The sequence below is a fragment of the Streptoverticillium reticulum genome (genome assembly GCF_047456005.1).
GTDB lineage: Bacteria > Actinomycetota > Actinomycetes > Streptomycetales > Streptomycetaceae > Streptomyces > Streptomyces reticulum.
Window position 1 is genome coordinate 739,548 of the sequence record NZ_CP179755.1, and the last position, 24,886, is coordinate 764,433.

General features: G+C 70.3%; 23 protein-coding genes and 1 pseudogene. 9 read left to right on the plus strand and 15 right to left on the minus strand.

The features are described 5' to 3' along the window. Positions 1–60: 60 nt before the first annotated feature. Positions 61–1,266 carry a sensor histidine kinase gene (locus tag ACMATS_RS03300; RefSeq protein WP_414166803.1) on the plus strand — a complete coding sequence of 402 codons (1,206 nt, stop codon included), beginning with the start codon at positions 61–63 and terminating at the stop codon, positions 1,264–1,266. A gap of 5 nt (positions 1,267–1,271) precedes the next feature. Here the strand turns inward: ACMATS_RS03300 and ACMATS_RS03305 are convergent, their stop codons facing one another. From ACMATS_RS03305 to ACMATS_RS03325, 5 genes are all read right to left on the minus strand, one after another. Further along, entirely contained in the window at positions 1,272–1,625 is a 354-nt protein-coding gene (locus tag ACMATS_RS03305; protein ID WP_414166804.1) for a peptidoglycan-binding domain-containing protein, read from the minus strand. Between the two features lie 345 nt (positions 1,626–1,970). After that, positions 1,971–2,921: an ABC transporter substrate-binding protein gene (locus ACMATS_RS03310; protein ID WP_414166805.1), complete on the minus strand. Its 951-nt coding sequence runs from the start codon at positions 2,919–2,921 to the stop codon at positions 1,971–1,973. Between the two features lie 60 nt (positions 2,922–2,981). Then, complete coding sequence (locus ACMATS_RS03315; RefSeq protein ID WP_414166806.1) at positions 2,982–3,848, minus strand: ABC transporter permease; 867 nt, start codon at positions 3,846–3,848, stop codon at positions 2,982–2,984. Further along, positions 3,845–4,681: an ABC transporter ATP-binding protein gene (locus ACMATS_RS03320; protein ID WP_414166807.1), complete on the minus strand. Its 837-nt coding sequence runs from the start codon at positions 4,679–4,681 to the stop codon at positions 3,845–3,847. The genes ACMATS_RS03315 and ACMATS_RS03320 overlap by 4 nt, the downstream gene beginning before the upstream one ends. Before the next feature lie 85 nt (positions 4,682–4,766). Beyond that, positions 4,767–5,381, minus strand: a complete 615-nt coding sequence (locus tag ACMATS_RS03325; protein ID WP_391152314.1) for a phosphoribosylanthranilate isomerase — start codon at positions 5,379–5,381, stop codon at positions 4,767–4,769. Positions 5,382–5,546: 165 nt separating this feature from the next. Between ACMATS_RS03325 and ACMATS_RS03330 the strand changes: the two genes are divergently transcribed. Further along, positions 5,547–6,104 (plus strand): DUF4232 domain-containing protein, encoded by a 558-nt coding sequence (locus ACMATS_RS03330; RefSeq protein WP_414166808.1) that lies wholly within the window; start codon positions 5,547–5,549, stop codon positions 6,102–6,104. Here ACMATS_RS03330 and ACMATS_RS03335 read toward each other — a convergent pair. The 3 genes from ACMATS_RS03335 to ACMATS_RS03345 form a co-directional block, all read right to left on the minus strand. Next, complete coding sequence (locus ACMATS_RS03335) at positions 6,091–6,507, minus strand: hypothetical protein (RefSeq protein ID WP_414166809.1); 417 nt, start codon at positions 6,505–6,507, stop codon at positions 6,091–6,093. The genes ACMATS_RS03330 and ACMATS_RS03335 overlap by 14 nt on opposite strands. A gap of 199 nt (positions 6,508–6,706) precedes the next feature. Next, positions 6,707–7,105, minus strand: coding sequence for a septal ring lytic transglycosylase RlpA family protein (locus tag ACMATS_RS03340; protein ID WP_390781651.1), 399 nt, complete (start codon positions 7,103–7,105; stop codon positions 6,707–6,709). Between the two features lie 41 nt (positions 7,106–7,146). After that, positions 7,147–7,947 carry a polysaccharide deacetylase family protein gene (locus ACMATS_RS03345; RefSeq protein ID WP_414166810.1) on the minus strand — a complete coding sequence of 267 codons (801 nt, stop codon included), beginning with the start codon at positions 7,945–7,947 and terminating at the stop codon, positions 7,147–7,149. Between the two features lie 143 nt (positions 7,948–8,090). On the opposite strand from ACMATS_RS03345, the gene ACMATS_RS03350 reads away from it, so the two are divergent. Further along, complete coding sequence (locus ACMATS_RS03350) at positions 8,091–9,305, plus strand: basic secretory protein-like protein (RefSeq protein ID WP_414166811.1); 1,215 nt, start codon at positions 8,091–8,093, stop codon at positions 9,303–9,305. 28 nt (positions 9,306–9,333) lie between these two features. Here ACMATS_RS03350 and ACMATS_RS03355 read toward each other — a convergent pair whose 3' ends face one another. Beyond that, the gene (locus ACMATS_RS03355) at positions 9,334–9,915 is read right to left on the minus strand and encodes a helix-turn-helix domain-containing protein (RefSeq protein ID WP_390781654.1); all 582 of its coding nucleotides are present in this window, start codon (positions 9,913–9,915) and stop codon (positions 9,334–9,336) included. Between the two features lie 97 nt (positions 9,916–10,012). Between ACMATS_RS03355 and ACMATS_RS03360 the strand changes: the two genes are divergently transcribed. The 3 genes from ACMATS_RS03360 (at position 10,013) to ACMATS_RS03370 (ending at position 13,115) form a co-directional block, all read left to right on the plus strand. Next, positions 10,013–11,119 (plus strand): alanine racemase, encoded by a 1,107-nt coding sequence (locus ACMATS_RS03360; protein ID WP_414166812.1) that lies wholly within the window; start codon positions 10,013–10,015, stop codon positions 11,117–11,119. 163 nt (positions 11,120–11,282) lie between these two features. Continuing rightward, positions 11,283–12,056, plus strand: coding sequence for a polysaccharide deacetylase family protein (locus tag ACMATS_RS03365; RefSeq protein WP_414166813.1), 774 nt, complete (start codon positions 11,283–11,285; stop codon positions 12,054–12,056). A gap of 6 nt (positions 12,057–12,062) precedes the next feature. Then, complete coding sequence (locus ACMATS_RS03370; protein WP_391152253.1) at positions 12,063–13,115, plus strand: LCP family protein; 1,053 nt, start codon at positions 12,063–12,065, stop codon at positions 13,113–13,115. On the opposite strand, the gene ACMATS_RS03375 is transcribed toward ACMATS_RS03370, so the two are convergent. The 3 genes from ACMATS_RS03375 to ACMATS_RS03385 all read right to left on the minus strand — a co-directional run bounded on the left by ACMATS_RS03375 (position 13,102) and on the right by ACMATS_RS03385 (position 17,815). Continuing rightward, positions 13,102–14,526 (minus strand): FAD-binding oxidoreductase, encoded by a 1,425-nt coding sequence (locus ACMATS_RS03375; protein ID WP_414166814.1) that lies wholly within the window; start codon positions 14,524–14,526, stop codon positions 13,102–13,104. The genes ACMATS_RS03370 and ACMATS_RS03375 overlap by 14 nt on opposite strands. A gap of 105 nt (positions 14,527–14,631) precedes the next feature. Then, positions 14,632–16,107 (minus strand): peptidoglycan D,D-transpeptidase FtsI family protein, encoded by a 1,476-nt coding sequence (locus tag ACMATS_RS03380; RefSeq protein ID WP_414166815.1) that lies wholly within the window; start codon positions 16,105–16,107, stop codon positions 14,632–14,634. A gap of 58 nt (positions 16,108–16,165) precedes the next feature. Then, on the minus strand, positions 16,166–17,815 hold the full coding sequence (locus tag ACMATS_RS03385; protein ID WP_414166816.1) for a penicillin-binding transpeptidase domain-containing protein: 1,650 nt from the start codon (positions 17,813–17,815) through the stop codon (positions 16,166–16,168). 85 nt (positions 17,816–17,900) lie between these two features. On the opposite strand from ACMATS_RS03385, the gene ACMATS_RS03390 reads away from it, so the two are divergent. Together ACMATS_RS03390 and ACMATS_RS03395 are read left to right on the plus strand one after the other, a co-directional pair. After that, positions 17,901–18,869, plus strand: coding sequence for a LysR family transcriptional regulator (locus tag ACMATS_RS03390; protein ID WP_390781661.1), 969 nt, complete (start codon positions 17,901–17,903; stop codon positions 18,867–18,869). Further along, positions 18,866–19,747 carry a serine hydrolase gene (locus ACMATS_RS03395; RefSeq protein WP_414166817.1) on the plus strand — a complete coding sequence of 294 codons (882 nt, stop codon included), beginning with the start codon at positions 18,866–18,868 and terminating at the stop codon, positions 19,745–19,747. Before ACMATS_RS03390 ends, ACMATS_RS03395 begins: the two co-directional genes overlap by 4 nt. A gap of 57 nt (positions 19,748–19,804) precedes the next feature. On the opposite strand, the pseudogene ACMATS_RS03400 reads toward ACMATS_RS03395, so the two are convergent. The 3 genes and pseudogenes from ACMATS_RS03400 to ACMATS_RS03410 form a co-directional block, all read right to left on the minus strand. Beyond that, positions 19,805–20,992, minus strand: a pseudogene (locus tag ACMATS_RS03400) (transglycosylase domain-containing protein); the annotation flags it as partial. Between the two features lie 292 nt (positions 20,993–21,284). Continuing rightward, positions 21,285–22,412 (minus strand): sensor histidine kinase, encoded by a 1,128-nt coding sequence (locus tag ACMATS_RS03405; RefSeq protein ID WP_414166818.1) that lies wholly within the window; start codon positions 22,410–22,412, stop codon positions 21,285–21,287. A gap of 140 nt (positions 22,413–22,552) precedes the next feature. After that, complete coding sequence (locus ACMATS_RS03410) at positions 22,553–23,215, minus strand: response regulator transcription factor (protein ID WP_390781664.1); 663 nt, start codon at positions 23,213–23,215, stop codon at positions 22,553–22,555. A gap of 210 nt (positions 23,216–23,425) precedes the next feature. Between ACMATS_RS03410 and ACMATS_RS03415 the strand changes: the two genes are divergently transcribed. Further along, complete coding sequence (locus tag ACMATS_RS03415) at positions 23,426–24,886, plus strand: ABC transporter permease (protein WP_414166819.1); 1,461 nt, start codon at positions 23,426–23,428, stop codon at positions 24,884–24,886.

Consider the following 24,886-nt stretch of genomic DNA (forward strand, 5'->3'; position numbering starts at 1 on the left):
TTCGGTATGACAGCGTGGCCGTTCTTGTCCGAATGGAGAGCGAGTCGAAGCGGAATGCGTATGTGGGCGACGGGGCGGCAGCTGACGAGGGGTTCCTGCCGGTACGGCGAACCGTCCGACATCGGCACGGTCGCCCTGGCCGGAATCCTGTCCGTCCTGGTCCTGGACGACAAGACCCTCGGCACGGGTCTCGTCGACAACTACGGCATCTCGCTCGCCGTCGGGCTGGGTGCCTCGCTGACCTTCCTGGCCCGTCGTCGCCTGCCCGCCCTGTGCGCGGTCGCCGCCGTCGGCGCCACGCTCGTCACCGACGACCGCACCCTGATGGTCTTCGCGGCCTACACGCTCGCCCAGTACGGCGGCCGCTCCCGCTACGCCCTGTGCGGGGGCATGGTGCTCACCTACCAGGCGGGCCGCATCTGGACGCAGGCCCTCGCTCCGGCCACCGTCGTCACCGACTTCCGGGCCTTGACGGCGATCGCCATTCCGGCAGTCATCGGTGAACTCATGCGTCGCCGCAACGCGGCAATCGTCCAACTGCGGCGCAGAATCGCCCAGGTGGAACTGTCCGTCGAGCAGGCGGCCCGGCACACCCTGCTGGAGGAGCGCAGCCGCATCGTCTCCGGCCTGCACGACGGCATGGGGCACGAGGTGACCGCGCTCGTCCTGCAGGCCGGTCACCTGCTGCGGACACCCGGACTCCCGGACACGGCCCGCCCGACCGCGCTGGCCGTGGAGGCCGGTGCGCGCCGGGTGATGGCGGACCTCAGGGAATCCGCGAAGGTGCTGCAGGGCCGGCGGGAGGCGCTGGACCACAGCACGGCCTCCCTGATCTCCTACACCGAGCTCATGACCGGACTGGCGCGGAACATGGAGACCATCGGCGTGGAGCTCGCGTTCGAGACGACCGGGACGCCCCGTGAACTCCCCGTCCGCATCGAGCGGATGGTGTACCGGGTGGCCCTCGAAGCACTGGCCAACGCGGCCAAGCACGCGTCGGGCGCTCCCGTCACGGCCCGGCTGGGGTTCACCGCGGACGCGGTGGAGCTGGAGGTGGCGAACGGGCGCGCCGAAGGCCCCCGCATCCACGAGGACTTCGCCCCCGCCGGACTGGACGCGCTGCACCAGGCCGTCACCGGAGCCGGCGGAACCCTCGCCGCGGGCTGGGCGGGAGCGGACCGCTTCGTCCTCCGGGCCCGCTTCGTCCTCGCGCCGGCGGCGTGGGACCGGGTACTGCCGGAGACGGCGGCTCCGTCCGCGAGGTGAGGCCGTCAGAGCCGGGCGGCCCAAGTCTGCAGCGCGCGACGGGTGTTCGCCCCGTACTCCCCCGCCACGTCCCCGCGCACCCCGTCCCACTCCTGGAACTTCCGGACGGAGGCGGCGGTGTCCGCGTCGTACGAGCCGTACTGACGCCCGTGGTAGAAGCCGAGGCGCCACAGCGTGTACTGCATGTCGTGGACGGCCGCACCGGAGTCGCCGCGGCGCAGGGTGCCGTCGGTGGGGGCCGCGGCAGAGGGGGTACGGGAGGTGGCACCGCCACCGGGGGTGGCGGAGGCGCTCGTGGCGCTGCGGCCGGACTTCGTCGTGGCGGGCACCTTGGAAGGGCTCGGAGGTATGGCGGTCACGACAGCAGCGGACGTGCTCTTGCTCTCTTCCCGATCCGTGGAGTCGGGGCTATGACCGAGCCCGTCGGCAGCGCCGCCGGCATCGGGAAGACTCATGGCCGCGTTGGGGCCGCTGCCTACGGTGATGAGCGCAGTGACACCCAGAGCCGCCAACAAAGTGGCCCCGCCTGCGGCATAGGGGATCCACCGACGCCGCCCCCGCCGGTGCGAGGCCGGACCGGGCAGGGAGAGGTCGATCCGTTGCACGGGCACTCCTTCTCAAGGCAAACGTGTGCGCGCCCCGTCAGGGGCGCGGGGAACTGCGCGACCAGCCACAGCGGACCCGCAGCCGAAAATCAACCACCCTCAGCGGAGCAACCCCGCATCCCGGTACGCCTGCTTCTGGGCATCCAACTGGCCGGTGTCGGGCGCAAGTCGGGGATCCCACTGATAGGGCGGCGTCTTGCGCAGCACCTCCGCCTTCTGCCCCGTCGCCTTGGCGAGGACGCCCACCGTCTCCTCCGACGTCGCGCCGCCGCCCTGCAGATCGGCGGCGCCCTTGCGCAGCGCGGTCAGGAACTTGTCGGCGGCCGGCTTCCCGGCGAACGCGGTGCCGAAGACGACGCCGGTGGCGGAGGTGCCGCGCGGCGGTACCGCCAGGGGCTCGGCCACATCGGCCTCCTCCATGGCCGTGGTGAACGGCGCCGGTGCCAGGGCCGCGTCGACGCCGCCGTCGGCGAGGGCGCTGCGCATGTCGGGGATGGCGACGTTGACGACCGTGACGTCCTTGAGCGTCAGGCCCGCCCCGCGCAGGGTCGCGGCCAGCTGGTATCCGCCGGCGGCACCCGCACCGCCCGCCACCGCGACCTTGCGGCCCTTGAGGTCCGTGGTGTTCTTGACCTCTCCGGAGTCCAGCACGCGCTTCGCGACTTCGAGGGCGGTGGGCGAGGGCCGGGCTCCGGTGGAGGCGCCCATCGAGGCGACGACCTTCACCTTCAGGCCCTGGGCCATGCCGTTGAACAGGCCGGCGGAGAACCCGGCGACGACGGCGTCCACCTTCCCGGTGCCGGCCAGCGGGACCGCGTCCTGCCCGGCCTGCACCTTCCGCAGGTCGACGTCGAGTCCCTGCTCCTTGAAGTAGCCCTTGGCCTGGGCGAGATAGAGCGGGGCGAAGAGCGTGGACGGCACATGCGCCACCGTCACACGGGTGGGCCCGGAGGCGTCGCCCCCGGACGCCTTCCCGCCGCTGCTCTGGCAGGCGGCAAGGAGGGCGAGCGCGGGCAACAGGGCGACGGCGGACGGCATACGGCGGCGCACGGGACGGTTCCTTTCGGGAGCCGGGTGAGGGGGGAAGGGGAAAAGGTGGAGCGGGCCCGGTCAGGGCTTGGGGGTACGGGCCCGCCAGGGGGCGAACAGCGGGGGCCGGGCGGCCTGCCACGGCAGCAGCCACCGCTCGGCCAGGGCCAGGGCCGCGGACAGCACCGCCCCCAGCACGGCGACGGTCACCAGCCCCACGTACATGCGGTCGGGCTGGAAGAGGGTCCAGGAGTTCCAGATCAGGAAGCCGAGACCGTTCTCGGAGTCCACGAACTCGACCGCCACGACGACCACGACGGCCAGCCCGACCGCGGTCCGCAGCCCGGTGAGGATCGCCGGGGCGGCCCCGGGCAGCAGGACGAACCGCAGGAGCCTGGGTCCGGACGCCCCGTAGGACCGGGCGGTCTCCAGGACACGCGTGTCGATCCGCCGTACCCCGGCGAGGGTGTTGATCTGGGTCACGAAGAAGACGGTGATCGCCACGGAGAGCACCTTGGGCGTCTCGCCCAGTCCGAAGACGAGCAGCAGCAGGGGCAGCGTGGCGATCTTCGGCAGGCAGTAGAGCGCGGCGAACAGCGGCCCGAGGGCGGCGCGCAGGGTCGCGGACACCCCCATCGCAAAGCCGGTGAGCGCCCCGGCGAGCGCGCCCAGCGCGTAGCCGGGGAGCAGCCGGCCGAGGGTGGCCGCGAGGTGGCCACCGAGTTCGCCGTCGGCCGTCATGGCGGCCAGCTGAGCGGCGATGCGCGAGGGCGGTGGGAAGAGCAGCGCGTCGATGACACCGGTGCGCGCGGCGGCCTCCCAGCCAGTGAGCAGCAACAGCGGCACGGCGACGCCGAGGACGGCGGCACGGGCGGCGTCCTGGCGCGCCCCGCGAACGGCCGTACGGACGGCCTCTTCTCCGGCGGCGGTCTGCGGGCGGGTGCTCATTCCTCGCCTCCCCCGGTGCCGGCGTCCGCGTCGTCCGTGCGTTGTGCCGGGATGCGGGGGCCGCGGAGCGCCTGCCGGACGCGGACGCGCAGGCGTGCGAAGGCGGGGGTGTCCTGGATCCCCGGGGTGCGCGGGCGCGGGAAGGGCACCGTGAAGGTGTCCGTCACCGTGCCGGGACGGCCGGACATCACCAGGACCCGGTCGCCGAGCAGGAGCGCCTCGTCGATGGAGTGCGTCACCATGACCACGGTCTTGTGCTCCAGCTGCCACAGCTCCAGCAGGTGCTCCTGCATCTCCAGCCGGGTCTGCGGATCCAGGGCGCCCAGCGGCTCGTCCATCAGCAGCACCGGGCTGCCGGAGGCGAACGCCCGGGCCAGCGCGAGGCGTTGGCGCATGCCGCCGGAGAGCCGGCCGGGATAGGCGTCGGCGAACTCGGACAGGCCGACGCGGCCCAGCCACCGGTCGGCGACCCGCTCGGACAGCCCCCGGCCGACTCCCGCCATGCGCAGGCCGAAGGCCGCGTTCGCCCGGACGGTGAGCCAGGGCAGGACGCCGAAATCCTGGAAGACGAAGGCCACCGGCGGGACGACCGACAGCCCCGGCCGCAGCCGGACGCTGCCGCCCGAGGCCTCGTCGAGGCCGCCGAGGACGCGCAGCAGAGTGGACTTGCCGCAGCCGGAGGGGCCGACGACGCAGACGAACTCCCCGTCCTCCACGGCCAGGGAGACCCCGCCGAGTGCGTGGAGCACCTCTCCCTCGGGCGAGACGAAATAGCGGTCGATGTCCTGTGCGGCCAGCACGGGTCCGGGGTTTTCGGTCGCAGGGGTGTTCACAAGGGAAAACTACGAACACCGAACGGATCCGGACCAGTCGCCATTGGAAAACAATTTCTGGCCGAATGGCCGAGTTACGGCCCCCTCACCCGTTCGCGGCAGAGGCCTCCCTGGCCACCCGCACGAACTCGGTGATCAGCGCCGGGTCCTTCACGCCGCGCCGCACCTCGACCCCGCTGGAGACGTCCACTCCCCAGGGCGAGAGCGTGCGCACGGCCCGGCCGACGTTGCCCGCGTCCAGTCCGCCGGCGAGCACCCACCGCCCGGCGGGCGGCGCGAACCGGGGATCGCTCCAGTCCCACGGCCGCCCGGCCCCCGGCGCCGGGGCGTCCAGCAGCAACAGGTCCTCCCCCAGTGCACCGCAGGACTCCGGCCGCTCCGGTGCGGGTGCGGTGGCCCGTACCAGCGTGTAGCCCTCCGGGCGCAGGGCCTCGTAGTACTCGGAGCCCTCGTCCCCGTGCAGCTGCACGGCCCGGATCCCGGAGGCGGCGGACAGCTCCCGCACCTCCTCCAGCGGCTGGCCGCGGAAGACCCCGACGGTGAGCACCCGGTCCCCGGCGCGTGCCGCCAACTCCCTTGCCGTCGCGGCGTCGACGCGGCGCGGGCTGTGGGCGAAGACGAACCCGACGGCGTCGGCACCGGCGGTCACGGCCGCGTCCACGTCCTCGGCGGTCCGCAGCCCGCAGATCTTGATGAACAGCTCACTCACATCCTCGGCACATTGCGGCACCGCCCGCGGCAGGCCGTCCTCTGCAGCGTAGGCCAGCCCGGGAACGCCCGGGAAATGGCGTGAAGGTGAGGTGTTCAGTCCGGCGACGAGGTGATCGACTGGGTGGACATGTCACACGGAAAGGGACACTCCATCATGCGCGACACCCTCCGGAAGGCGGCCGCAGCGGCCGTCGCGGCCGCTGCGCTCGCGGCAGGCACCGTGCTCGCCGGCGCCCAGGCCGCATCGGCCGCCCCGGCTTCCCCGGCCTCCCCGGGCGAAATGACCGCCACCTGCCGGACGTCCGGCCTGCGGGCCGAACTCACCAGCACCGACCCCGAGCAGGTCGGCATGTCCCACCGGGGCAAGCTGCTCCGGCTGACGAACACCTCCGACCGCACCTGCGCACTGCGCGGCTACCCGGGGCTGGAGCTGGAGGACACCGGGCACCGGCCGCTGGGGGCCGACACCCGGTGGGGCAGCACGTACTTCGCCCAGGACCCGGGCAAGCAGACCCTCTTCCTCCAGCCCGGCCAGTCGGCCGAGGCCGACCTGGTGTGGGCCGTCGCCGACGGCACGCGCGTGCTGCACGCCTCCTACCTGGAGATAACGCCGCCGGCCTCCACCGATCACCTCACCGTCCCGTTCGAGGAGCGGGTGACCAACGGCGTCCTGAGCGTGACGGCCTTCGCCTACCGGATCAGCGTCGCTTAGCCGGCTGGGGAGCCTGCTTGGGCTGCGCCCCGGCCTTCTTCTTGGGCTGCGGGGCGTGTGACGGGGCCTTCGACGGGGCCTTCCCCTTCGCGGGCTTGGCGGGCTTGGACGCCTTCGGCTGAGGCGCCGGCTTCTTCTTCGGCTTCGCCTTCGACTGCGGCCCGGGGTTCGGCGGCTTGATCCAGCCCTTCTTCACCAGTTCGTCGCAGTGCCACTTGGCGTACTCGGGGGTCTCCTTGTGCTGCTTGGCAGCGTCGAGGCAGTCCGCGTAGGGCCAGGGCGGCTGTTCACCGGGCACCAGCACTGCGGCAGGGGCAGCGGGCGCAGCCTGGGCGGCGGCCGCCGACGCTCCCATTCCACCGACCGCAAGGGCGGCCGCCAGGGCGATACTCATCCGACGCACGGGAATTCTCCTCTTCATTCACGCCGTACCACGGCGTTCCGGCTGAACAAGACCCCTTGCGCCCAACGAGGGCGGCGGCCCGAAGAAGCTCCCTGCCATGCGCTTGGCGGCGCGAAGCCACTCGACCGGAGCAGCGGGCAGAACAGTCGGCTTCCGGGCTCTTGCGAGCCCGGAAGCCGACGCGTCCCGCATTCCGCGGTCAGTTGTCCACGACCTCCAGCGTCACCTGCGTCAGCCCCTTGTCCGTGTCGGCGATCCGGCTGAACGCGCCTCTGGTCAGGTCGATGCAGCGGCTCGTGTCCGTCGGGCCCCGGTCGTTGACGCGGACGGTGACCGACTGCCCGTTGTCGGTGTTCGTGACGCGCACCTGCGTACCGAAGGGCAGGTCGCGGCTGGCAGCGGCCATCGCCTCGGCGTCGAACGGCTCGCCGCTGGCGGTGGGCCAGCCCTGCGGTATCTCGCCGGGCGCCCCGTACCACGAGGCGGTGCAGGTCTGCACCCCGCCGTCGGCGTGGGCCGGGAGGGCGACCGTCGTGGCCAGGCCCGCGGTCAGGGCCGCAGTGGCCAGGACGGTGCTGATCTTCTTGGCGAGCTTCACTGAATTCTCCTGAGTCGTATGAGTTGTCGGTGGTGTGCGGATCAGCCGAGCACGGCCGGGAGGTCGTCCGTGTAGCCGTTGTCGGCCAGGTCGGACAGGATGTTGCCCATGGCCTCGACGCTCTGGCTGCGGTCGTTCTCCTGGGAGCCGTCGTGCATGAGGATCACTCCGCCGCCCTGGAACTCCCGCTTGTAGTTCTGGAAGATCGCGTCGACGCCCGGCGTCTCCCAGTCGCGGGTGTCGACGGACCAGCCGATCGGCTGCATGCCCTGGCTCGCGGCGTACTGCTGGATGTCCGGCGTCCAACCGCCCTCCGGCGCGCGGTAGTAGTCGATCTGCGCGCCGGGGGCGGCGGCGTGTATCGCGTCCGAGGCCTGCTGGAGGTCGGCGCGCGCCTGGTCCGGGCTCTGCCGGGTGGGGTTCACGTGGTGCATCGAGTGGTTGCAGAGGTGGTGGCCCTCGGCGACGATGCGCTTGACGAGGTCGGGGTACTGGCGGGCGTGGTCGCCGATGACGCAGAAGGTGGCGGTGACCTGACGGTCCTTCAGCAGGTCGAGGACCTGGTTCGTCCAGGTGGGGCTGGGGCCGTCGTCGATCGTGAGGGCGAACGTCTTGGAGCCGGCCCCGGCGTTGGTGTGGTTCACGACCTCGGTCGTCGCGGCCGAGGCCGTGCCGGGCGACGCGGCGAACAGGGCGGCAGCCGCGAGGGCGGCAGCGGCACCCTTCAGGGTGGCACCGAGCAGCTTCATGGTGAGCGTGTCCTCCATGGGGTGGGCGAGCAGGTTCCGTGCCGACGCCGGTGGGGGCGGTGCGGCACGGGAGGGATCCTGCAGGCCCGGCATAGACAAACTGTCACCACTTGTGGAACATGCGCCTCATCGGCACGCCCACGGCACACGTTGACCCGTTGTTGACTCCGCTGCCGGACGGTGATGTCCGCGGCCCACGACCGGGCCGCGGACACCCCTGAAGGAGAGCGTCAACCGTGCACAGAACCCACCGCCGCCGCACCGTCGCGTCCGCCGTCGTCGTCGCCACCGCCGTTCCGCTGCTGGCGGGACTTACCTCGACGGCCGCACATGCCGACGACCACCGGCTCCCCACCTCCGGTCACCAGTACCGCATCTCGAACTACGCAGGCGGAGCCCTCCAGTGGGACTCCAAGGCCAACGGCGCCGGAGTGCACACGAGGGACTGGGACGAGCGGCGCAGCGAGCAGATATGGCAGCTCAACGACACCAACGGCAACTGGTCGATCACGGTTCCCGGCACGAACACCGTGGTGGACCGCGACCTGCGCGCGAACAGCGTCGGGCTGTGGAACAACGTGGGCCGGCCCAACCAGCAGTGGTGGCTGCAGGCCGTCGCCGGCTCCCGGGCATGGCTGCTCCACAACTCCGAGGGCGGCGACCGCTGCCTCGCCCGCATCGGCGACCGCAACGGCGACCAGGGCATCGAGGCCCGACCGTGCGACGCGAACGACGCACGGCAGCTGTGGAACCTCGACGAGGCCACCGCCCCGCCCGTCGGCCAGGTGGACATCCGGGGCAAGGTCATCGACGCGGGCGGCTACGACCCGGCCCGCCTGATGGCCTGGTACGAGGCGAACAAGGGCCTGCTGCTGGACCAGTACCCCAGGATCCAGCAGGTCCTGACCGGCGGCGCCTACGGGGTCAAGCCGTACATCAACGTCGTCTTCGACGCCTCGTACTTCGCCCCCGGATCGGGCGCGGCCGCGGTGTGGGACCCGAATCCCCGTCCCGAGTGGGACAACAAGAAGACCATCGTCATCCGGCCCAGCCAGGTCATGAACAACCCCGGTGACATCGGCCTGTTGGTCCACGAGCTGACGCACCAGGTGCAGGACGCGAACGTGCGCGAGGGGTGGCTGCTGGAGGGCATCGCCGACTACTACCGCAAGTACGTCTACAACGTCCACGAGAAGCCGGGCACTCCGAACGGGGCGGACTACAACGGCGGCTACAACCCGACCGCGTACATGCTGAACTACATCGTCAACCGGCAGTCGGCGGGCGAGGGCATCATCATGCGGCTCAACAACCGCATCCACCAGAACGGTTCCACTTCGCCGGACGACATCCTCGTGGAGATCACCGGCAAGTCCGGGCGGCAGTGGTGGACGGAGATGTGGAACGAGATCCATGCCGGGACGTGGAACAACCACGCGCTGCGCGACTAGGGCCTGTCCGGCGGATCTTCGCGCCCCGTCAGAAGCCGGGCGGTGTCTCCGCCCAGACGCACACCGCCGGCTCGGTGCCCGGGTTGTGGTAGCGGTGCGGGGTGGTGGAGGCGAAGCTGACGGCGTCTCCGGGGTGCAGGCGGTGGTGAACTCCGTCGACCCAGTAGTCGAGTTCGCCGCTGAGCAGCACACCCGCCTCCTCGCCGACATGGGTGTGGGCCTGACTGCCCGAGGACGCGCCGGGCGCGACCTCCAGCATCATCAGCTCCAGGCGGCCGCCCGAGGCCGGGTTGAGCAGCGTGTACGTGACGCCGTCCACCCCGGCCCGGGTGAGTTCCACCCGCTGGTCCGGGCGGGTCACGACGCGCCGCTCGCGGCGGTCGATCTCGTGGAAGAGGCGGCTGAGCGTGACGCCCAGGGCGTCGACGATCGTCCGCAAGGTGTTGATCGTCGGGCTGTTGACGTTCCGCTCGACATTGCTGAGATAGCTGCGGGACAGCCCGGTCGCCTCGGCGAGACGTTCCAGGGTGAACCCCTTGTCCAGGCGTTCACGTCGCAGATGCTGTCCGATCCCGGACTGATCTTCCTGCGGTTCGCCGGCCTGTCCCATCGGCCCCTCCCTGTCCAGTAAGCGATACACGCTGTCCGGAAACGGAACAGCTATGTCTAGGATAGTGGACGGACCGTACGAGATAGTGGAGAACGTGATGACCGCTGAGCTGCGTCTCGACCTGGCCGCCCTGGAGCACAACACCGAGCTGATGGCCCGCTGGTGCCGCGAGCGCGACCTTGAGCTCTGTCCTCATATCAAGACGACGATGACCCGGGAGATCGTCGAACGGCAGCTCGCCGCCGGGGCCTGGGGCGTCACGGTGGCCACCGTCGACCAGGCCGAGGTCGCCCTGGAGTGGGGCGTCCGCCGCATCATGATCGCCAACGAGGTGGTGGACGAGGCGGGTCTGGCCCGGATCCGGGCCTGGCTGGAGACGGTGGCGGGCCTGGAGCTGTACGCCTTCACCGATTCCGCCGTCGGCCTGGCCCGCGCCGTCGCCGCGCTGGAGGGCGTCCGCACGCCGCTGCGTCTCCTCGTGGACGTGGGCGCCGAAGGCTGCCGCACCGGCGTGCGCAGCGCCGGGGCGGCCTCCGCGCTCGGCCGTGCCGTGGCCACGGCGCCGGGCTGCGTGACCCTGGCCGGCGTCGCAGCCTATGAAGGGGTGCGCCCCAACCGCCGCGACCCCGCCACGCTCGCCGCCGTCACCGGTCACTGCCGCACCGCCGCCGAGGCCTTTCGCGCGCTGGCACCGCTGGTGACCGCCGGACCGCCCGTCTTCACCATCGGCGGCTCCGCCTTCCCCGACCTGGCCGCCGACGCCTGCCGCGAGCCGGGCGAGCGCTCCCCCGGCCGCGAGCCGGTGCGCGTCCTGCGCTCGGGCTGCTACGTCACCCACGACCACGGCACCTATCAGCAGGTCACTCCCGTCCCCGGCCTCCGGCCCGCGCTGACCGTCCGCGCGGTCGTGGTGTCCGTACCCGAACCGGGACTGGCCGTCGTCGGCGCCGGCAAGCGGGAACTGCCGCACGATGCAGGGCTGCCGGTGCTGGTGGGCCCGCCGGGTGCGGCAGGCACCGCGACGCAGATCTTCGACCACCACCTGGTCCTCACCGACGCCTCCGGCCTGGCCGTCGGGGACGTCGTACAGCTGGGCATCTCCCACCCCTGTTCCGCCTTCGACAAGTGGCCGGAGATCGGCGTCGTCGCCCCGGACGGATCCGTCCACGAGACCTGGCGCCCGCGGTTCCGTCCCGGCGGGTGATACTGCGCTGCGCTTGCGGCTATGGGCCGCCCGGCGGCCCTGTTGATGATGGCCGGACTCCCGTTTTGTGATGGATCGATGACAGCTCTCCGCATAGCCCGTCTTTTCGTGTAGTTCTCGACAGGGCGCAGCACGCAAGGAAATACGAGAAGCGGGCGGTTGCATGCGGGCGACTGAGATGTACAGGAACAAGCGAATACAGCTGGCCGCAGGCGTGGTGGCCCTGGTGGCCGCGCTCATTGCGATGGCGGCATTCTCGGAGGGCGGAACCAGGGAGCCGGACAAGAGCGGAGCGTCGGCCGGGCCATCGCCGAAGACAGAACCGCATCAGGTGGATCCGGACATCGTGCACGAGACGGAGGACGACGGGAAAGCCGTCAATCTCACCCTCGACGACGGACCGGATCCGGAGTGGACCCCCCGGGCGCTGGAACTGCTCGGGCAGAACGGCGCCAAGGCGACGTTCTGCATGACCGGGCCGAACGCGCAGGCACATCCGGACCTGGTGAAGAAGGTCGTCGCGGCGGGTCACCGGCTGTGTGACCACTCGATGAGCCACGACACCGCCATGGACAAGAAGTCCGTGGAGTACCAGCAGAAAGAGATCCTCGATGCCAAGAAGCTCATCGAGGCGGCCTCCGGCGGCGCGAAGGTCCATTATTACCGGGCACCCGGCGGCGCATTCACCCCGGACAGCCGCCGAACAGCTGCGGACAACGGGATGCGGAATCTCGGCTGGAACGTCGATCCGAGCGACTACATGCGGCCCGGCAGCACGACGATCCTTCAGCGGGTCAAACGTCAGCTGTCCCAGAGTCCCACGATCCTCCTCCACGACGGTGGCGGCAACCGTTCCCAGACGATGGAAGCCCTCGAGGAGCTGCTGCCCTGGCTCAAGGAGCAGGGATACGGCTTCAGTTTCCCGAAGGCGGGGTGACAGGTCATGGGGAAGCGGAAGAAATCCAGGGCCCGTCAGCGGAAGACCCTGCAGTACGGGGCGTGGGGCGCGGCGTCACTCGTGATCGTTTCCGGAGCCGCCACCGCGCTGCTGTACGCGAAGCTCAACGGCAATATCGACTCCGTCGACCTCGATGCCCAACTCGGCACGGACCGGCCCGACTCCGCCGACAGCGGCGGACTGAACATCCTCGTGCTCGGCTCCGACTCGCGTTCGGGCGACAACGAGGCCTACGGGCGTGACGAGGGAAGCGCCCGCTCCGACACGGCCATGATCGTGCACCTCCACCCGGGACGTGACAGGGCGAGCGTGGTGAGCATTCCCCGTGACACGCTCGTGGAGCGTCCCGAGTGCCCCACACCGGACGGCGGGACCGCTCCGGCGCGCGAACGGCAGATGTTCAACACGGCGTACACGGTGGGCGGCCCGGCATGCGCGGTCAAGACGGTCGAGGCGATGTCCGGGATACGGATGGACCACTTCGTCGAGGTCGGCTTCGCCGGCTTCAAGAAGCTCGTCGACACACTCGGCGGTGTGCCTCTCACCATCGAGCAGCCGATCAGGGACAAGGACAGTCACCTGGACATCCGGGCCGGCGCGCACACCCTCGACGGCGAGCAGGCCCTGGCCCTGGTCCGCACCCGCAAAGGCATCGGCGACGGCAGCGACCTGGGGCGCATCGGCCTTCAACAGGCCTTCGTCAAGGCGCTGATCGCCCGGGTCGAGGACGTCGGCCTGCTCACCAGCCCCAAGAAGCTGTACGACCTGGCCGACACGGCCACCGGTGCGCTCACCACGGACAGCTCCCTCGCCTCCGTGAAGGCCTTGGCCGGACTCGCCCGGAGCCTGTCGGGGCTCGGCCCCGCGGACCTGCAGATGGTGACGCTCCCGGTCACCGAGGACGCCATCGACCGCAACCGTGTCGTACCGGTCGACAAGGACGCCCGCGCGCTGTGGGAGGCCCTGCGCGCCGACGAGCCGCTGCCCGACACGGTGCCCCCGGCCGGACGGCCGCCCGCCACGGTCACGAACGGTTGACGCTCGACCCTGCTTCCGGGGCCCGGTCGGGCGGAGTCCCGGGCCGGGTGGGCAGCGACGTGGCGCGGAAGACGTCGTCGGGGTCGAATCGGCGCTTGGCTGCGAGAAGTCGTTCGGCGTTCAACCCGTAGGCGTGTGCGATCTGTTCGGTCTCGTCGGGCCCGAGCAGGTCGGGGCAGCCTCCTGGCAGCGCGGCAGGTCTCAGCGCGGCGGACAGACTGCGTGCCCAGGCTCGGTGTTCATGTTCTCGGGCGTCGCCCGGTTCCCAGACGGCGATGGCCTCCGCCGTGAGGTGGGGGGTGCGGTTGGCGAACGCCGTTGCCATCGCGGGCACGCGGGCCGCGGCGCCGTGCAGGCTGTGCAGGGAGACGGCGGACAGGGGCGAGGTCAGGGCGTTGCCCGCGTCGTGGAGGGCCGCCCGTACCGAGGAGTCGAGTGCGGCGACGATTCGCGGGCGGATCTCGACGTGCCTGCCGAAGGGGAAACGCGCGTCGGTGCCCGCGAGCAGGTCGGGCATGGTGGTGGGGCCGAGTCGGGCGATCAAGGGCTCGCCGAGGGCCTGGAGTTGTGCCAGGGCGCGTTCGCCCGCGCGGGCGTCGTCGCCGCTCCAGGTCGGGGCGACGAACACGACGGGCGCTCCCTCCGGGCCGTCGAGGATGCCGCACTGCACCGTCAACTCGTCCGGCCCGTCGGGCACGAACTCCTCCAGCCGGGCCAGCACGGTGGCCGCCTGCGTCCAAGGAAACAGGATGGTGCCGGACAGGAGCGTCGGCACCGCGTGGAGCCGGACGCGCATCGCGGTGACCAGGCCGAAGTTGCCGCCTCCGCCGCGCAACGCCCAGAACAGGTCCGGTTCCTGCTCGGCATCGGTCGTGACCAGCGAGCCGTCGGGGAGCACGACGTCAGCGGAGAGCACATTGTCCAGCGCGAGTCCGAACCGGCCGCTCAGCGGGCCGTATCCGCCGCCCAGGCTCTGGCCCACCATGCCGGCCGCTCCTGCGGTTCCGGCCGCTGCGGTCATGCCGAAGGGCTGGGCGGCGGTGACGAGATCGGCGGCCGTCGCGCCGCCGGCGACCTGCGCCACTGCTGCTGCGGGGTCCACCTGCACATGGCGCAGGCCGGACAGGTCGACGGTCACGCCGCCGTCGGTCAGTGCCCGGCCGGCCCAGTCGTGGCCGCCGCCGCGCACCGACAGCGGCAGGCCGAACTCCTGCGCGGCAAGGACCGCCGCCCGGGCGTCGGCCGGTCCGGTGCACCGGACGATCACGCCGGGGCGGTGCGGCACCGCGCCGTTCCACACGGTTGCGCCGGCGTCGTAGTCGGGCCCGGAGGTGACGACCCGGTCGGCATCGACGGTGCGCCGCAGGGTGTCGGCCAAGCGGTCGAGCTGCTTGCTCGTCGAAGGGGACACGAGAGGCCTCGTTTCGGACCGCGGCCGGCCAGGAGTCCCAGAGTATCCGTCCGGTCACCGATTTCACCCGGTCCTGCAGTACTGGCCGTTGGTGTTGCCGGTCGGCTACTGGTGGTCCAGCACGGCCTTCATGACCGCCTTGGCAATGGGCGCGCCCAACCGCCCGCCCGCGATGTCGGAACGGGAGATGCTCATGTCCTTGGGGTCGACGAGAACGGCGACCGCGACCGGGGACGACCCGTCCTTCAGCTTGGCGTAGGAGACGAACCAGGCGTACGGACGCTCGTCGCGTACGTCGGCGCCGTGCTGCGCAGTGCCCGGCTTGCCGCCGACCGTGACGCCGTCGATGCGCACCTTGTCCCCGGTGCCATCGGTCACCGTGTACTCCATCATTTCCTGCACCTTCTTCGCGGTGTCCTCGGAAACGGCCTGGTTCAGCACCTCGGGTTCGGTCTTCTCGACGGTGGACAGGTCGGCGCCACGCAGCTCCTCGACCATGTACGGCTTCATCAGCTTGCCGTTGTTGGCCAGTCCGGCGGTGACCATGGCCATGTGGAGCGGTGTACTGGCCAGGCTGCCCTGTCCCATGCCGGTCAGCGCGGTCTGCGGCTTGTCCAGCTTGTCGGGGTAGGCGCTCGCGACCGTGCGCACCGGGGTGAACTGCTCCTTGTTGAAGCCGAACTTCTCGGCCGTCTCGCGCATCTTGTCCTTGCCGGTCTTGAGCGCTGCGTCGAGGAAGACGTTGTTGCACGACCACTGCAGGCCGGTCTTCAGCGAGACGCGGTCGCACTGGGAGTCGGGGACGACGCTGCCGATCTTCGTCGTGCTGAGCGGAAGCCGGTACGGAGACGGGGCTCCGGACGAGGCGTTGATGTCGGTGACGGCCCCGCTCTCCAGGGCGGCCGCCGCCGTGAGGATCTTGAAGGTGGATCCGGGCGGATAGGTCTCGCGGATCGCGCGGTTGCTCAGTGGCTTGTCCGTGTCCTTGTCCAGCTTCTGGAACGTCTCCCCCTCCTTCCTCGACATGCCGGCGAAGACGGAAGGGTCGTAGGACGGCGTGCTCGCCATGGCGAGAATCCTGCCGGTGCGCGGGTCCAGGGCGACCACGGCACCCTTGGCGTTCAGGTCCGTCAGCCCCTTGTAGGCGGCCTTCTGCGCTGCCGGGTCGATCGTGGTGACGACGTCGCCGCCCCGGGGCTTCTTACCGGTCAACGCGTCCAGGGGACCGGTGTACAGCCGGTCGTCCTTGCCGCTCAACAGGTCTTTGTAGACGCCTTCCAGGAAGGTCGCGCCTTGCGCCTGGGAGAAGTAGCCCGTGACCGGCGCGTACAGCGGGCCGTCCTTGAAGACCCGCTTGTACAGGAAGTCCGAGCCGGGCGTGGCCTCGGAACCGGTGATGGCCTCTCCCCCGACGATGATGTCGCCGCGCGGCTGGGAGAACGCCTCGATCCGCACCCGCCGGTTGTGCGGTTCGTTGGCCAGGGTGTCGCCTTGGACGAACTGCACCCAAGTGGCCCGGAGGAGAAGGGCCATCACGGTGACCCCGCAGAAGACGGCTATGTGTCTGATCGGCCCGTTCATCACTGTCCCGTCGCGGTCGTGCGGTGGATACGGTCGGGGTGGGCCCGCGCGGTACGTGTCATGACGGGTCGCCGGGGACGTCGGAGAGCAGGCTCCGGACGATGGGCCCTGCCGAGGCGCCGCCGGTCTTCCCCTGCTCGACGACGCACGCGATGGCGACGTTGCCGCGCTGGGCCACGATCCAGCCGTTGTTGGGGGCGTCCTCGGTGACCTCGGCGGTGCCGGTCTTCGCGCCGACGCCGCCGGGCAGGCCGTCCAGGACCTTCGCCGTGCCGTCGGTGACCGTGGCGCGCATCATCTCCTTCAGCCGGTCGACCACGTTCTGCGGGAGCTTGGAGGTCGTCGTCGTGTCCTTGTTCCCGCGCGTGATCGTGGGCTGGTGGAACGTGCCCGAGGCCGCGGTGGCCGTGACGGACGCCATGATCAGCGGATTGGCCAGCACCCGGCCCTGCCCGATCATCGAGGCGGCCTTCTCCGTCTCGTCGCGGGGAGCCGGAACGGACCCGTCGAACGACGGTATGCCGGTGTGCCATTGCTGGCCGACGCCGAAGTATTTCCTGGCGACATCGCCGAGTTCGCGGTCGCCGAGTTTGTCGCGCAGGCTGATGAAGGCGGTGTTGCAGGACTCGGTGAAGTCCTTGAGGAACGTCGCGTTGCGGTGTTCGGACGTCTCGACGTTGTGGAACTGCTTGCCGACGGTGAGGTACTTGGGGCAGTCCACGATGTCGTCGGGCTTGACCGCGTCCTTGAGCATCAGCGCGCTCGTGGTGACGATCTTCCAGGTGGAGCCGGGCGCATAGGTGCCGGAGACGGCGCGGTTGAATCCGGAAGGGGAGTTGGCCACGGCCAGGATCTCGCCGTTGTCGACCCGCAGGGCGACGAGCGCGGCATTCTTGCCGTCGGCCTTGGCCGCGAGGGCCTTCTCGGCGGCGGCCTGCCAGGTGGAGTCGATGGTGGTCCCGACGGGCTGGTCGGCGGACCGGGCGGGCTTCTTGCCGAAGGTGGCCTCGGTGTCCTTGACCTGTCCGGTGGCGCGGTCGACGCGCTGGATCGCACCGCGCGGACCGGCTCCGGCGGCGCGGGCGACCTGGGAGAGCACGGGTCCCAGGGAGGGATACGTGTCCTTGGACAGCGCGCGGCCCGCACGGTCGGTCACCTTGGCCCCGTCGCCGCCCTCGCGGTCCAGCCGGAACTTCTCCGTGTCGCTCAGGTGCGGGTGGACGACGGAGAGCGCCCAGGCCACCTTCCAGGAGCCGTCCTCCTGCTTGCGCAGGGGGAGGGTCGCGTCGTAGGTCCACGTGCCGAGGTCGGCGACGGGCATGGCGGCCGTGAACGGGACGCTGACGGTGCCGTCCTCGGCGACCGTGGCCGAATGCGCGGTCAGGGTCGGCTTGTCGATGCCGAGTCCGGCGGTGAAGTTGCGCAGCACCTCCTGGGCCTTGCCGGGGCTGGTGGTGCGCTCGCCGGCGTTCGGCAGACGCCCCTCGGCCCAGTCGACCAGGAAGGCCCGTGCCTGGGCCGTGGCGTCGGGGTCGGGAACGGGCGGGCCGGGGGCGAAGGGGCCCAGTTCGGCGGCGTACGCGCCACCGGCGACGACGGCGAGGGCCAGGGCCGCCGCACCGGCCGTCCGGATCACCGGGCCGGTTCTGCGGCGTTTCCGGGCGGGGCGTTCGGCTTCGGTCCTCGACGGACCTTCGTTCGTACTCACGGGACGAGGAGAGCAGCGGCCCGCACCGCATGTCCAAGAGTCATATCGATCAGAGATTGATTAAAAAGCAATATGCTTCCTGCTCATGGACCTGATCCGGCACCTGGAATGCTTTGTGGCTGTTGCAGAAGAGTCACATTTCGGCCGTGCCGCAGCACGTCTGGGCATCGCCCAGCCACCGCTTTCGCAGCGCATCCAGCGCCTGGAGCGCGAACTGGGGGTGCGCCTCTTCGAGCGCACGAGCCGACAGGTGACGATCACGAAGGCCGGAACGCTGCTGCTGGACGAGGCACGTGAACTGCTCACCCGGTCCGAGGCCCTCATGGCCACCGCCCGCCGCATCCGGGACGGGGAGAGCGGGCTGCTGCGCGCCGCGCTGCCGCCGGACATCTCCGGTGAGACCGTCGCCGCGATCCTGGCGGGCTTCCGGCAGCGCCACGCCGGTGTCGAGCTGGAACTGCACGAGCTGTCCACCGCCCAGCAGCTCGCCCGGCTCGCCTCGCACGATCTGGACGTCGGGCTCATCCACCACCCCTGCGACATCACCGGTCTCGAACTGGGCCCGGTGCTGCGCCGCGAGGTGGGCGTGCTGCTCCCGCGCCACGCACCCGCCGCCGCGCTGGACAAGGTCCCGCTCGCCGCCCTCGACGGACACGAACTGGTCCTCTTCCCCCGCTCCGGTGCTCCGGCGCTCCACGACGACATCCTGACCACGTGCGCCCGCAACGGCTACACGCCCACCGTCGTCCGGCAGGGCCAGGGCACCAGCTTCGTCCGCGGCCTGATCCTCTCGGCGGGCGCCGTCGCGTTCAGCCCGAAGGACGCCCACAGCACGCGCGCCGCCGAAGGGGACCCGGACATCGTCTGGCGTCCCCTTGCGGGGGCTCCCCTGACCTGGCGGCATTCCGTCGCCTGGCCCCGAGGGCGCGGCGACGCCGCCGTCGGCGCCTTCACCGAAGCGACCACCCGCGCCCTGCTGGACGCGGCCGCAGGCGGCGCGGAGGAACCCGCGCGGCCGCTCTACCTGCGCCCGGCATCGGAGTACTGGCTGTGACGACCACGACCACCACCCGCCGCCGCATCCACGCGGCCTTCGCCGCAGCCGGCGTCACCGGCCGGCTGCACGCGCTCGACATCGACTCCGGCGCGGAGGTCGACGCGGGCGCGGACGAGGCGGTCGTCACCGCCAGCGTGCACAAGCTCTGCCTGCTCGTCGCCCTCCACCAGCAGGCCGCGGCAGGGCGCGTGGATCTCACCGAGCAGATCGCCTGCCCGCCGGCCGGCCGCACCGCAGGTCCCACGGGGCTCGCCGCCATGCTCGACACCGTCCGCATGTCCCTGAGGGACGTGGCCTACCTGATGATGGCCGTGAGCGACAACACGGCCGCCGACCTTCTCCTGGACCGGGTCGGCCTCGATGCGGTGAACTCGGCCACGGCCGGCCTCGGGCTGACGCGGACGCACGCCGTCCACACGTTCCACGAGATGCTGGCCACCGTCAGGGAGGACGCCGGTCCCGGCCAGGCCCGGGCACTGACCGATCCGCAGGTCGTCGCCCGGCTGACGGCTCTCGACCCCGCCCGCACCAACCGCAGCACCCCGCGCGAGATGACCCGCCTGCTCGGCTCCGTGTGGCGCGACGAGGCCTGCCCCGCCGAACACGGCGCGGCGATCCGTCGTCTGATGGGCCTTCAGGTCTGGCCGCACCGGCTGGCCTCCGGCTTCCCCTTCGACGACGTCCACGTCGCGGGCAAGACCGGGAGCCTGCCCACCCTGCGCAACGAGGTCGGTGTCGTCGAGTACCCGGACGGCGGCCGTTACGCCGTCGCGGTCTTCACCCGCGCCGCCAGCACCGCCGCCACGCTTCCGGCAGCGGACGCCGTCATCGGCACCGCCGCCCGGATCGCGGTCGACGCGCTGCGGTCCCCGTAGGGCCGATCGGTCCTACGGGGAGTTCGTCGGCACCACGGCGCCCCGTCAGGGGCGCGGGGAGAAGACGATCGGCTTGAAGGTGGATCCGGGCTGATAGGTGGTGGTGGTCGCGTTGCTCAGCTGGTGCTTGGTGAAGTCCTGGCCGCCGTAGAGCGCGACGACCGCACCGGTCTCGGGATTCACCGAGACGGCTCCGGCCTGTACGTCCTGGTCTGCCTTCTTCTTGGGATCGAGCTTGCTGGTCAGCTCCGCCTTGACGGCGTCCTCGAGGAGCTTCTGGGTCTTCCGGTCGACGTTGAGGGTGATCGTCCAACCGCCCTTGTACAGCTCCTGTTCGCTCACGCCCTGTCGGCGCATTTCGGCGTCGGCGGCCTGCACCAGATAGCCGGTCTGGCCCTCCGTGCCGGGCGGGGGCTTGGGGGCGCCCGGGGTCGGGAACGTCATCGCGGCACGCCGGTCGGGATCCAGGGCCCCCATCTTGACCGCATTGTCGAGCGCGTAGTTCCAGCGTTCGGTGACGAGCTTCTTGCCGGTTTCCGAGGCGACTGCCCAGTCGTACTGGCTGGGGGCCTGGAGCAACGCCGAAAGATACGCGCCTTGTTCGACGGTGAGCTTGGAGGAGTCGATGCCGTAGTAGGCCTGCGCCGCGGCCTGGATTCCGTAGGCGCCGCGCCCGTAGTAGCTGGTGTTCATGTAACCGGCGAGGATCTCGCTCTTGCTGTACCGCTGATCGACCTTGAGAGAGATCACCAGCTCCTTGAGCTTGCGGGTGACCGTCTGGTCCTGGTTCAGGTAGTAGTTCTTGACGTACTGCTGGGTGATGGTCGACCCGCCCTGCTTGCCCTTGCCGGAGACCGTGTTCCACAGGCCGCGGGTGATCCCCTTTAAATCCACGCCGTTGTCGTCGTAGAAGGACATGTTCTCGGCGGCGACGAAGACGTCCTGGACCGGCTTGGGGACCTTCTCCAGGCCGACGATGTCCCGGTTGACCTGTCCGAGCCGGGCCAGGACCTTTCCGTCGGCGAACTTGTAGACGTTGTTCTGGCGTTGGGCCATGGCGTTCGCCTTGGGGATCGGCACCATCACATAGACGGCGCAGAAGGCGCCCATCGCGAGAAGACAAAGACCGAAGAACGTGCCGAGAAGCTTCCTCCAGGTGAAGAACCGGCGTATCCCTTTCTTCTTGGCCTTCCCTCTTCCCCGGCCCGCTCCACGCTGTCGGCGGCGTTCTTCCGCTCGCCCCATACCTCGGTCACCCACCTTCGCTTCGGCTCATCGGACACGCCATGACGACCCAGAAAACCAACACGACGAAGAAAACAGGAGAAGACGAGTCACAAGTCGACTCCAGGTGGCCCATGGTGGATCGACGCGATCCTTTTGACTATCGGAAGTCACATTGTGTGGACCTGTTGGCGGAATCTCTCGACACTCTGCTGGCCGAATGGTTTGATCACCGCCTTCAACCTGCACCACCCCAACCCCGAGTGTGCGAAGGCGTCCGCGGGCCCGGTCGTCCTGATTCACTGCCCCCGCCTCACCGGCCCTCGGACTCCCCCTTGTGCGGGGGGAGTCCGACCCGCACGGTGAGCCCGCCGCCCGGGTTGGCGACAGCGGTGGCCGTTCCGTGGTGGGCCGCGGCGATCGAGCGCACGATGGCCAGCCCGAGTCCGTGGCCTGAACGGTCACCTGCGAGCCGGGTCCGTGGCCGGTAGAAGGGTTCGAAGAGCCGGTCGACGAGTTCTTCGTCGACCGGCGTTCCGTTGTTCACGACGTCCAGGACCACGGCGTCGTCCCGGTGGACCGCCAGATGCACCGAACCACCCGGCATGTTGTGGTTGAGCGCGTTGTCGAGCAGGTTGAGCACCAGTTGCCGCAGAAGCGTGCTGCTGCCGCTGACGGCACAGTCGACCTCCTCCGCCTCGACGGTGAGCTGGAGCCCCTCCGACTCCGCCCGCGATGTCCGTTCGGCAGCAGTACGCGCCGCGAGAGCCGCCAGGTCCACGGGCTCCGGGTCGAACTGCGCGTGATCGGCGGAGGCCAGGTCGAGGAGCGCGTTCACGATGGTGATGTTGCGTTCGTTCGTCTCCCTGAGTACCGGGGCGAGTTCGGCGAGCTCCTTCCCCGAGCTGTCGGTAGCCGTCACCTGGAGGATCGCGCGGGTGGTGGCGAGCGGCGTGAGCAGTTCGTGCGAGGCGTTCGCCGCGAAGCGCCGGTGGGCGGCGAGGGACTCCTCGATCCGGGCGAGCATCCCGTCGAAGGTGTCGGCGAGTTGCTTCAGCTCGTCGTCACGGCCGTCGGCGTGGATGCGGTGGTGCAGCTCGCCCGCCTCGGCCTTCGCCGCAGCCTGGCTGATGGTCTGCAAGGGAGCCAGCAGCCGCCGGGTGAGGAACCAGCACGCGATCAGGCCCGCGGCCATCACCAGCAGCATTCCGCCCACGGACACGGCGAGCACGGTCGCCCAGACGTCCTCCTTGGTACGCACCCCGCCTTCGGAGACCGGACGGGCATCGCTCTTCACCGGCTCTCCCTGTGTGCGGGACTGCTGACCGGGCCGCACGGGTGGCGCGGACGAATCCCCGGAGCCGTCGGCAGGGGCACTGACGGTCCTGGTCAGGTCGTAGGTCGGGATGTAGCGGATGCCCGCGTAGATGACGGCGACCATCAGGGCCCCGGAGGCGCACAGAGCACCGGCGAACCACAGGAACAGCCGACCGTGGATACCGAGCGTACGACTCCTGCCACCGCGCCCCCGGCAAAGCCTTTTGCGCCACATCCGCAGCCTTCTGCGCAGTGCCGCGGCTATCACTCGGACCTCAGGAAATAGCCGGCGTTCACGGCCGTGTGCACCAGCCGTGGTTCCCCGAGTTTCCGGCGCAAGGTATGGACGACAAGGCGCACCGCATTGGTGTGGGAGTCGGTCTGCGCGTCCCACGCCTTGTCGAGCAGGTATTCCGTGCTCAGCACGCCGCCCTCGGCGCGCAGCAGCAGTTCCAGGACGGTCAGCTCCTTCGGCGTCAGCCGGATCTCGGCGCCTGCGCGCAGGACTTGGCGACGGTGGGTGTCGAAGGTGAGGTCGGCGACGGCGAGCACAGGTGGGTGGGCCATGGGCGTGCGCCGGTAGAGCGCCCGCAGTCTGGCGACCAGTTCGGGGAAGTCGAAGGGCTTGGCGAGGTAGTCGTCGGCACCGAGGCCGAGGCCGTCGACCTTGTCGCCGGGCCGGCCGGCGGCCGTGAGCATCAGGATCCGGCAGGCCAGCCCCATGGCGACGATGCGGCGGCAGATCTCGTCGCCGTGGACACCCGGCACGTCCCGGTCCAGGAGCACCGCGTCGTAGTCGTAGACGGCCAGCCGTTCCAGGGCCGTCGTCCCGTCGTGCACGACATCGGCCGGTATGCCCTCCTTCCGCAGCCCCATTTCCAGGACCCGCGCCATGTGCTTCTCGTCCTCGACCACCAGCACGCGCACGAGCGATCACCATTTCCTGAGAATTCCATGAGAGTTTCCGGCCCATCGGCCGGAACCCGTGCTGCCAGTATCCACAAAATCCCTGCCCGGCACCGCCATTGTCCTGTGCATGAAACGACCGGCCGGGACGGTGCTTCTCAAACACCGCTCACATCCCGCCTCCCCTAGCGTGCGTATCCGTTCGGGACGTTTCCGTTCACCGGGAGAGAAATGAATCTGTTCAAACGGGCGTGGTGGCGGCTCAGTGGCCATCCGGGGAAATCCCTGATGCTGGTCGGCCTGTTCTTCGTCATCTGCACGCTGGTCCTGTCGGGATTCCTGATCCAGTCCGCGGCGGCCCGCGCCGCCGCGGACGCCAAGCAGCGCGTCGGTGCCGTGGCCACCATGCAGCTGGACATCAACGCCCTCATGGAGTCCGGCAAGATGCAGTCCCAAGGGGGCGGCGGCACGCCCGGCCTCATCGGCAAGGAAGGCGACCTGCACCGCGAGCTCGTCGACAAGATCTGCACGTCGCCGGTCGTGAAGCAGTGCAACTACACGTCGGACTCCGGCGCCGCACCCACCAAGAGCACCGAGCTGTATCAGCCGGTGCCTGCGCCGCTGGGGCAGGACACCCTGGGCACCGACTTCTTCAAGGCGGACGGCGTCCGCGACCTGAACTCCGTCGCGGCGTTCCGCAACGGCGACGCGAAAATCGTCTCCGGTACCGGCATCGGGCCCGGCTCGAAGGGCGACGCCGTCGTCGTCGAGGAGCGCATGGCCAAGCAGAACAAGCTGAAGGTCGGCGACAAGGTCAAGCTCAAGGTCGGCGAGCTCCCGCCGCCGGGAGAGAAGCCGAACACCGACGAGCACGAATTCACCGTCGTCGGCATCTACAAGAACAGCACCGCGGACACCGGCAAGTACGTACCGGCCATCACGAACCCCGCCAACCAGCTCTACGTCACTCCGGAAGGGGCCACCAAGCTGTTGGGCAAGGACCCGGCCCAGGGCGCCACGGTCAAGCAGGCCACATTCACCCTGGGCGACCCCGGCGACGTCGACCGGCTGAAGAAGGATGCCGAGGCGGCCGGGGCGGACCTGAAGATCTTCCCGCTGGACGTCAACGACAAGCAGTACAAGACCCTGGTCGGCCCGATCACCCGGACCGCCGGCTTCGCCACCGTCACCGTCTGGCTGGTCGCCGTCGCCGGTACCGCCATCCTCGCCCTCATCGTCGCCTCCTCGCTGCGCGAACGCCGCAAGGAACTCGGCATCCTGCTCTCCCTCGGTGAGAAGAAGACGAAACTGCTCGGCCAGCACCTGGTGGAGGTCGTCGCCTGCGCGCTGCTGGCGATCGGACTCTCCGCCGCCGGCAGCCAGTTCCTGTCCCAGGGCGTCGGCAACTGGCTGCTGGCCGGCGAGGTGTCGTCCGCCAAGGACGATGCGGCGAACGCGGACAGCGGCCGCGACCACAGTGCCGTCACCGGGCCGGGAGGCCCGTCGCCGGACGGCTCGTCCGCCGACAAGTCCGGCGTCGACCCCATCGACAAGATCGACGTCAGGCTCGGCATGGCCGACATCGGCAAGGTCGGGGCCACGGGCCTCGGCATCGCGGCACTGGCCACCCTCGTCCCCGGCACCCGCGTCCTGCGCCTCACCCCGCGCGACATCCTCGTGAAGGGAGACTGA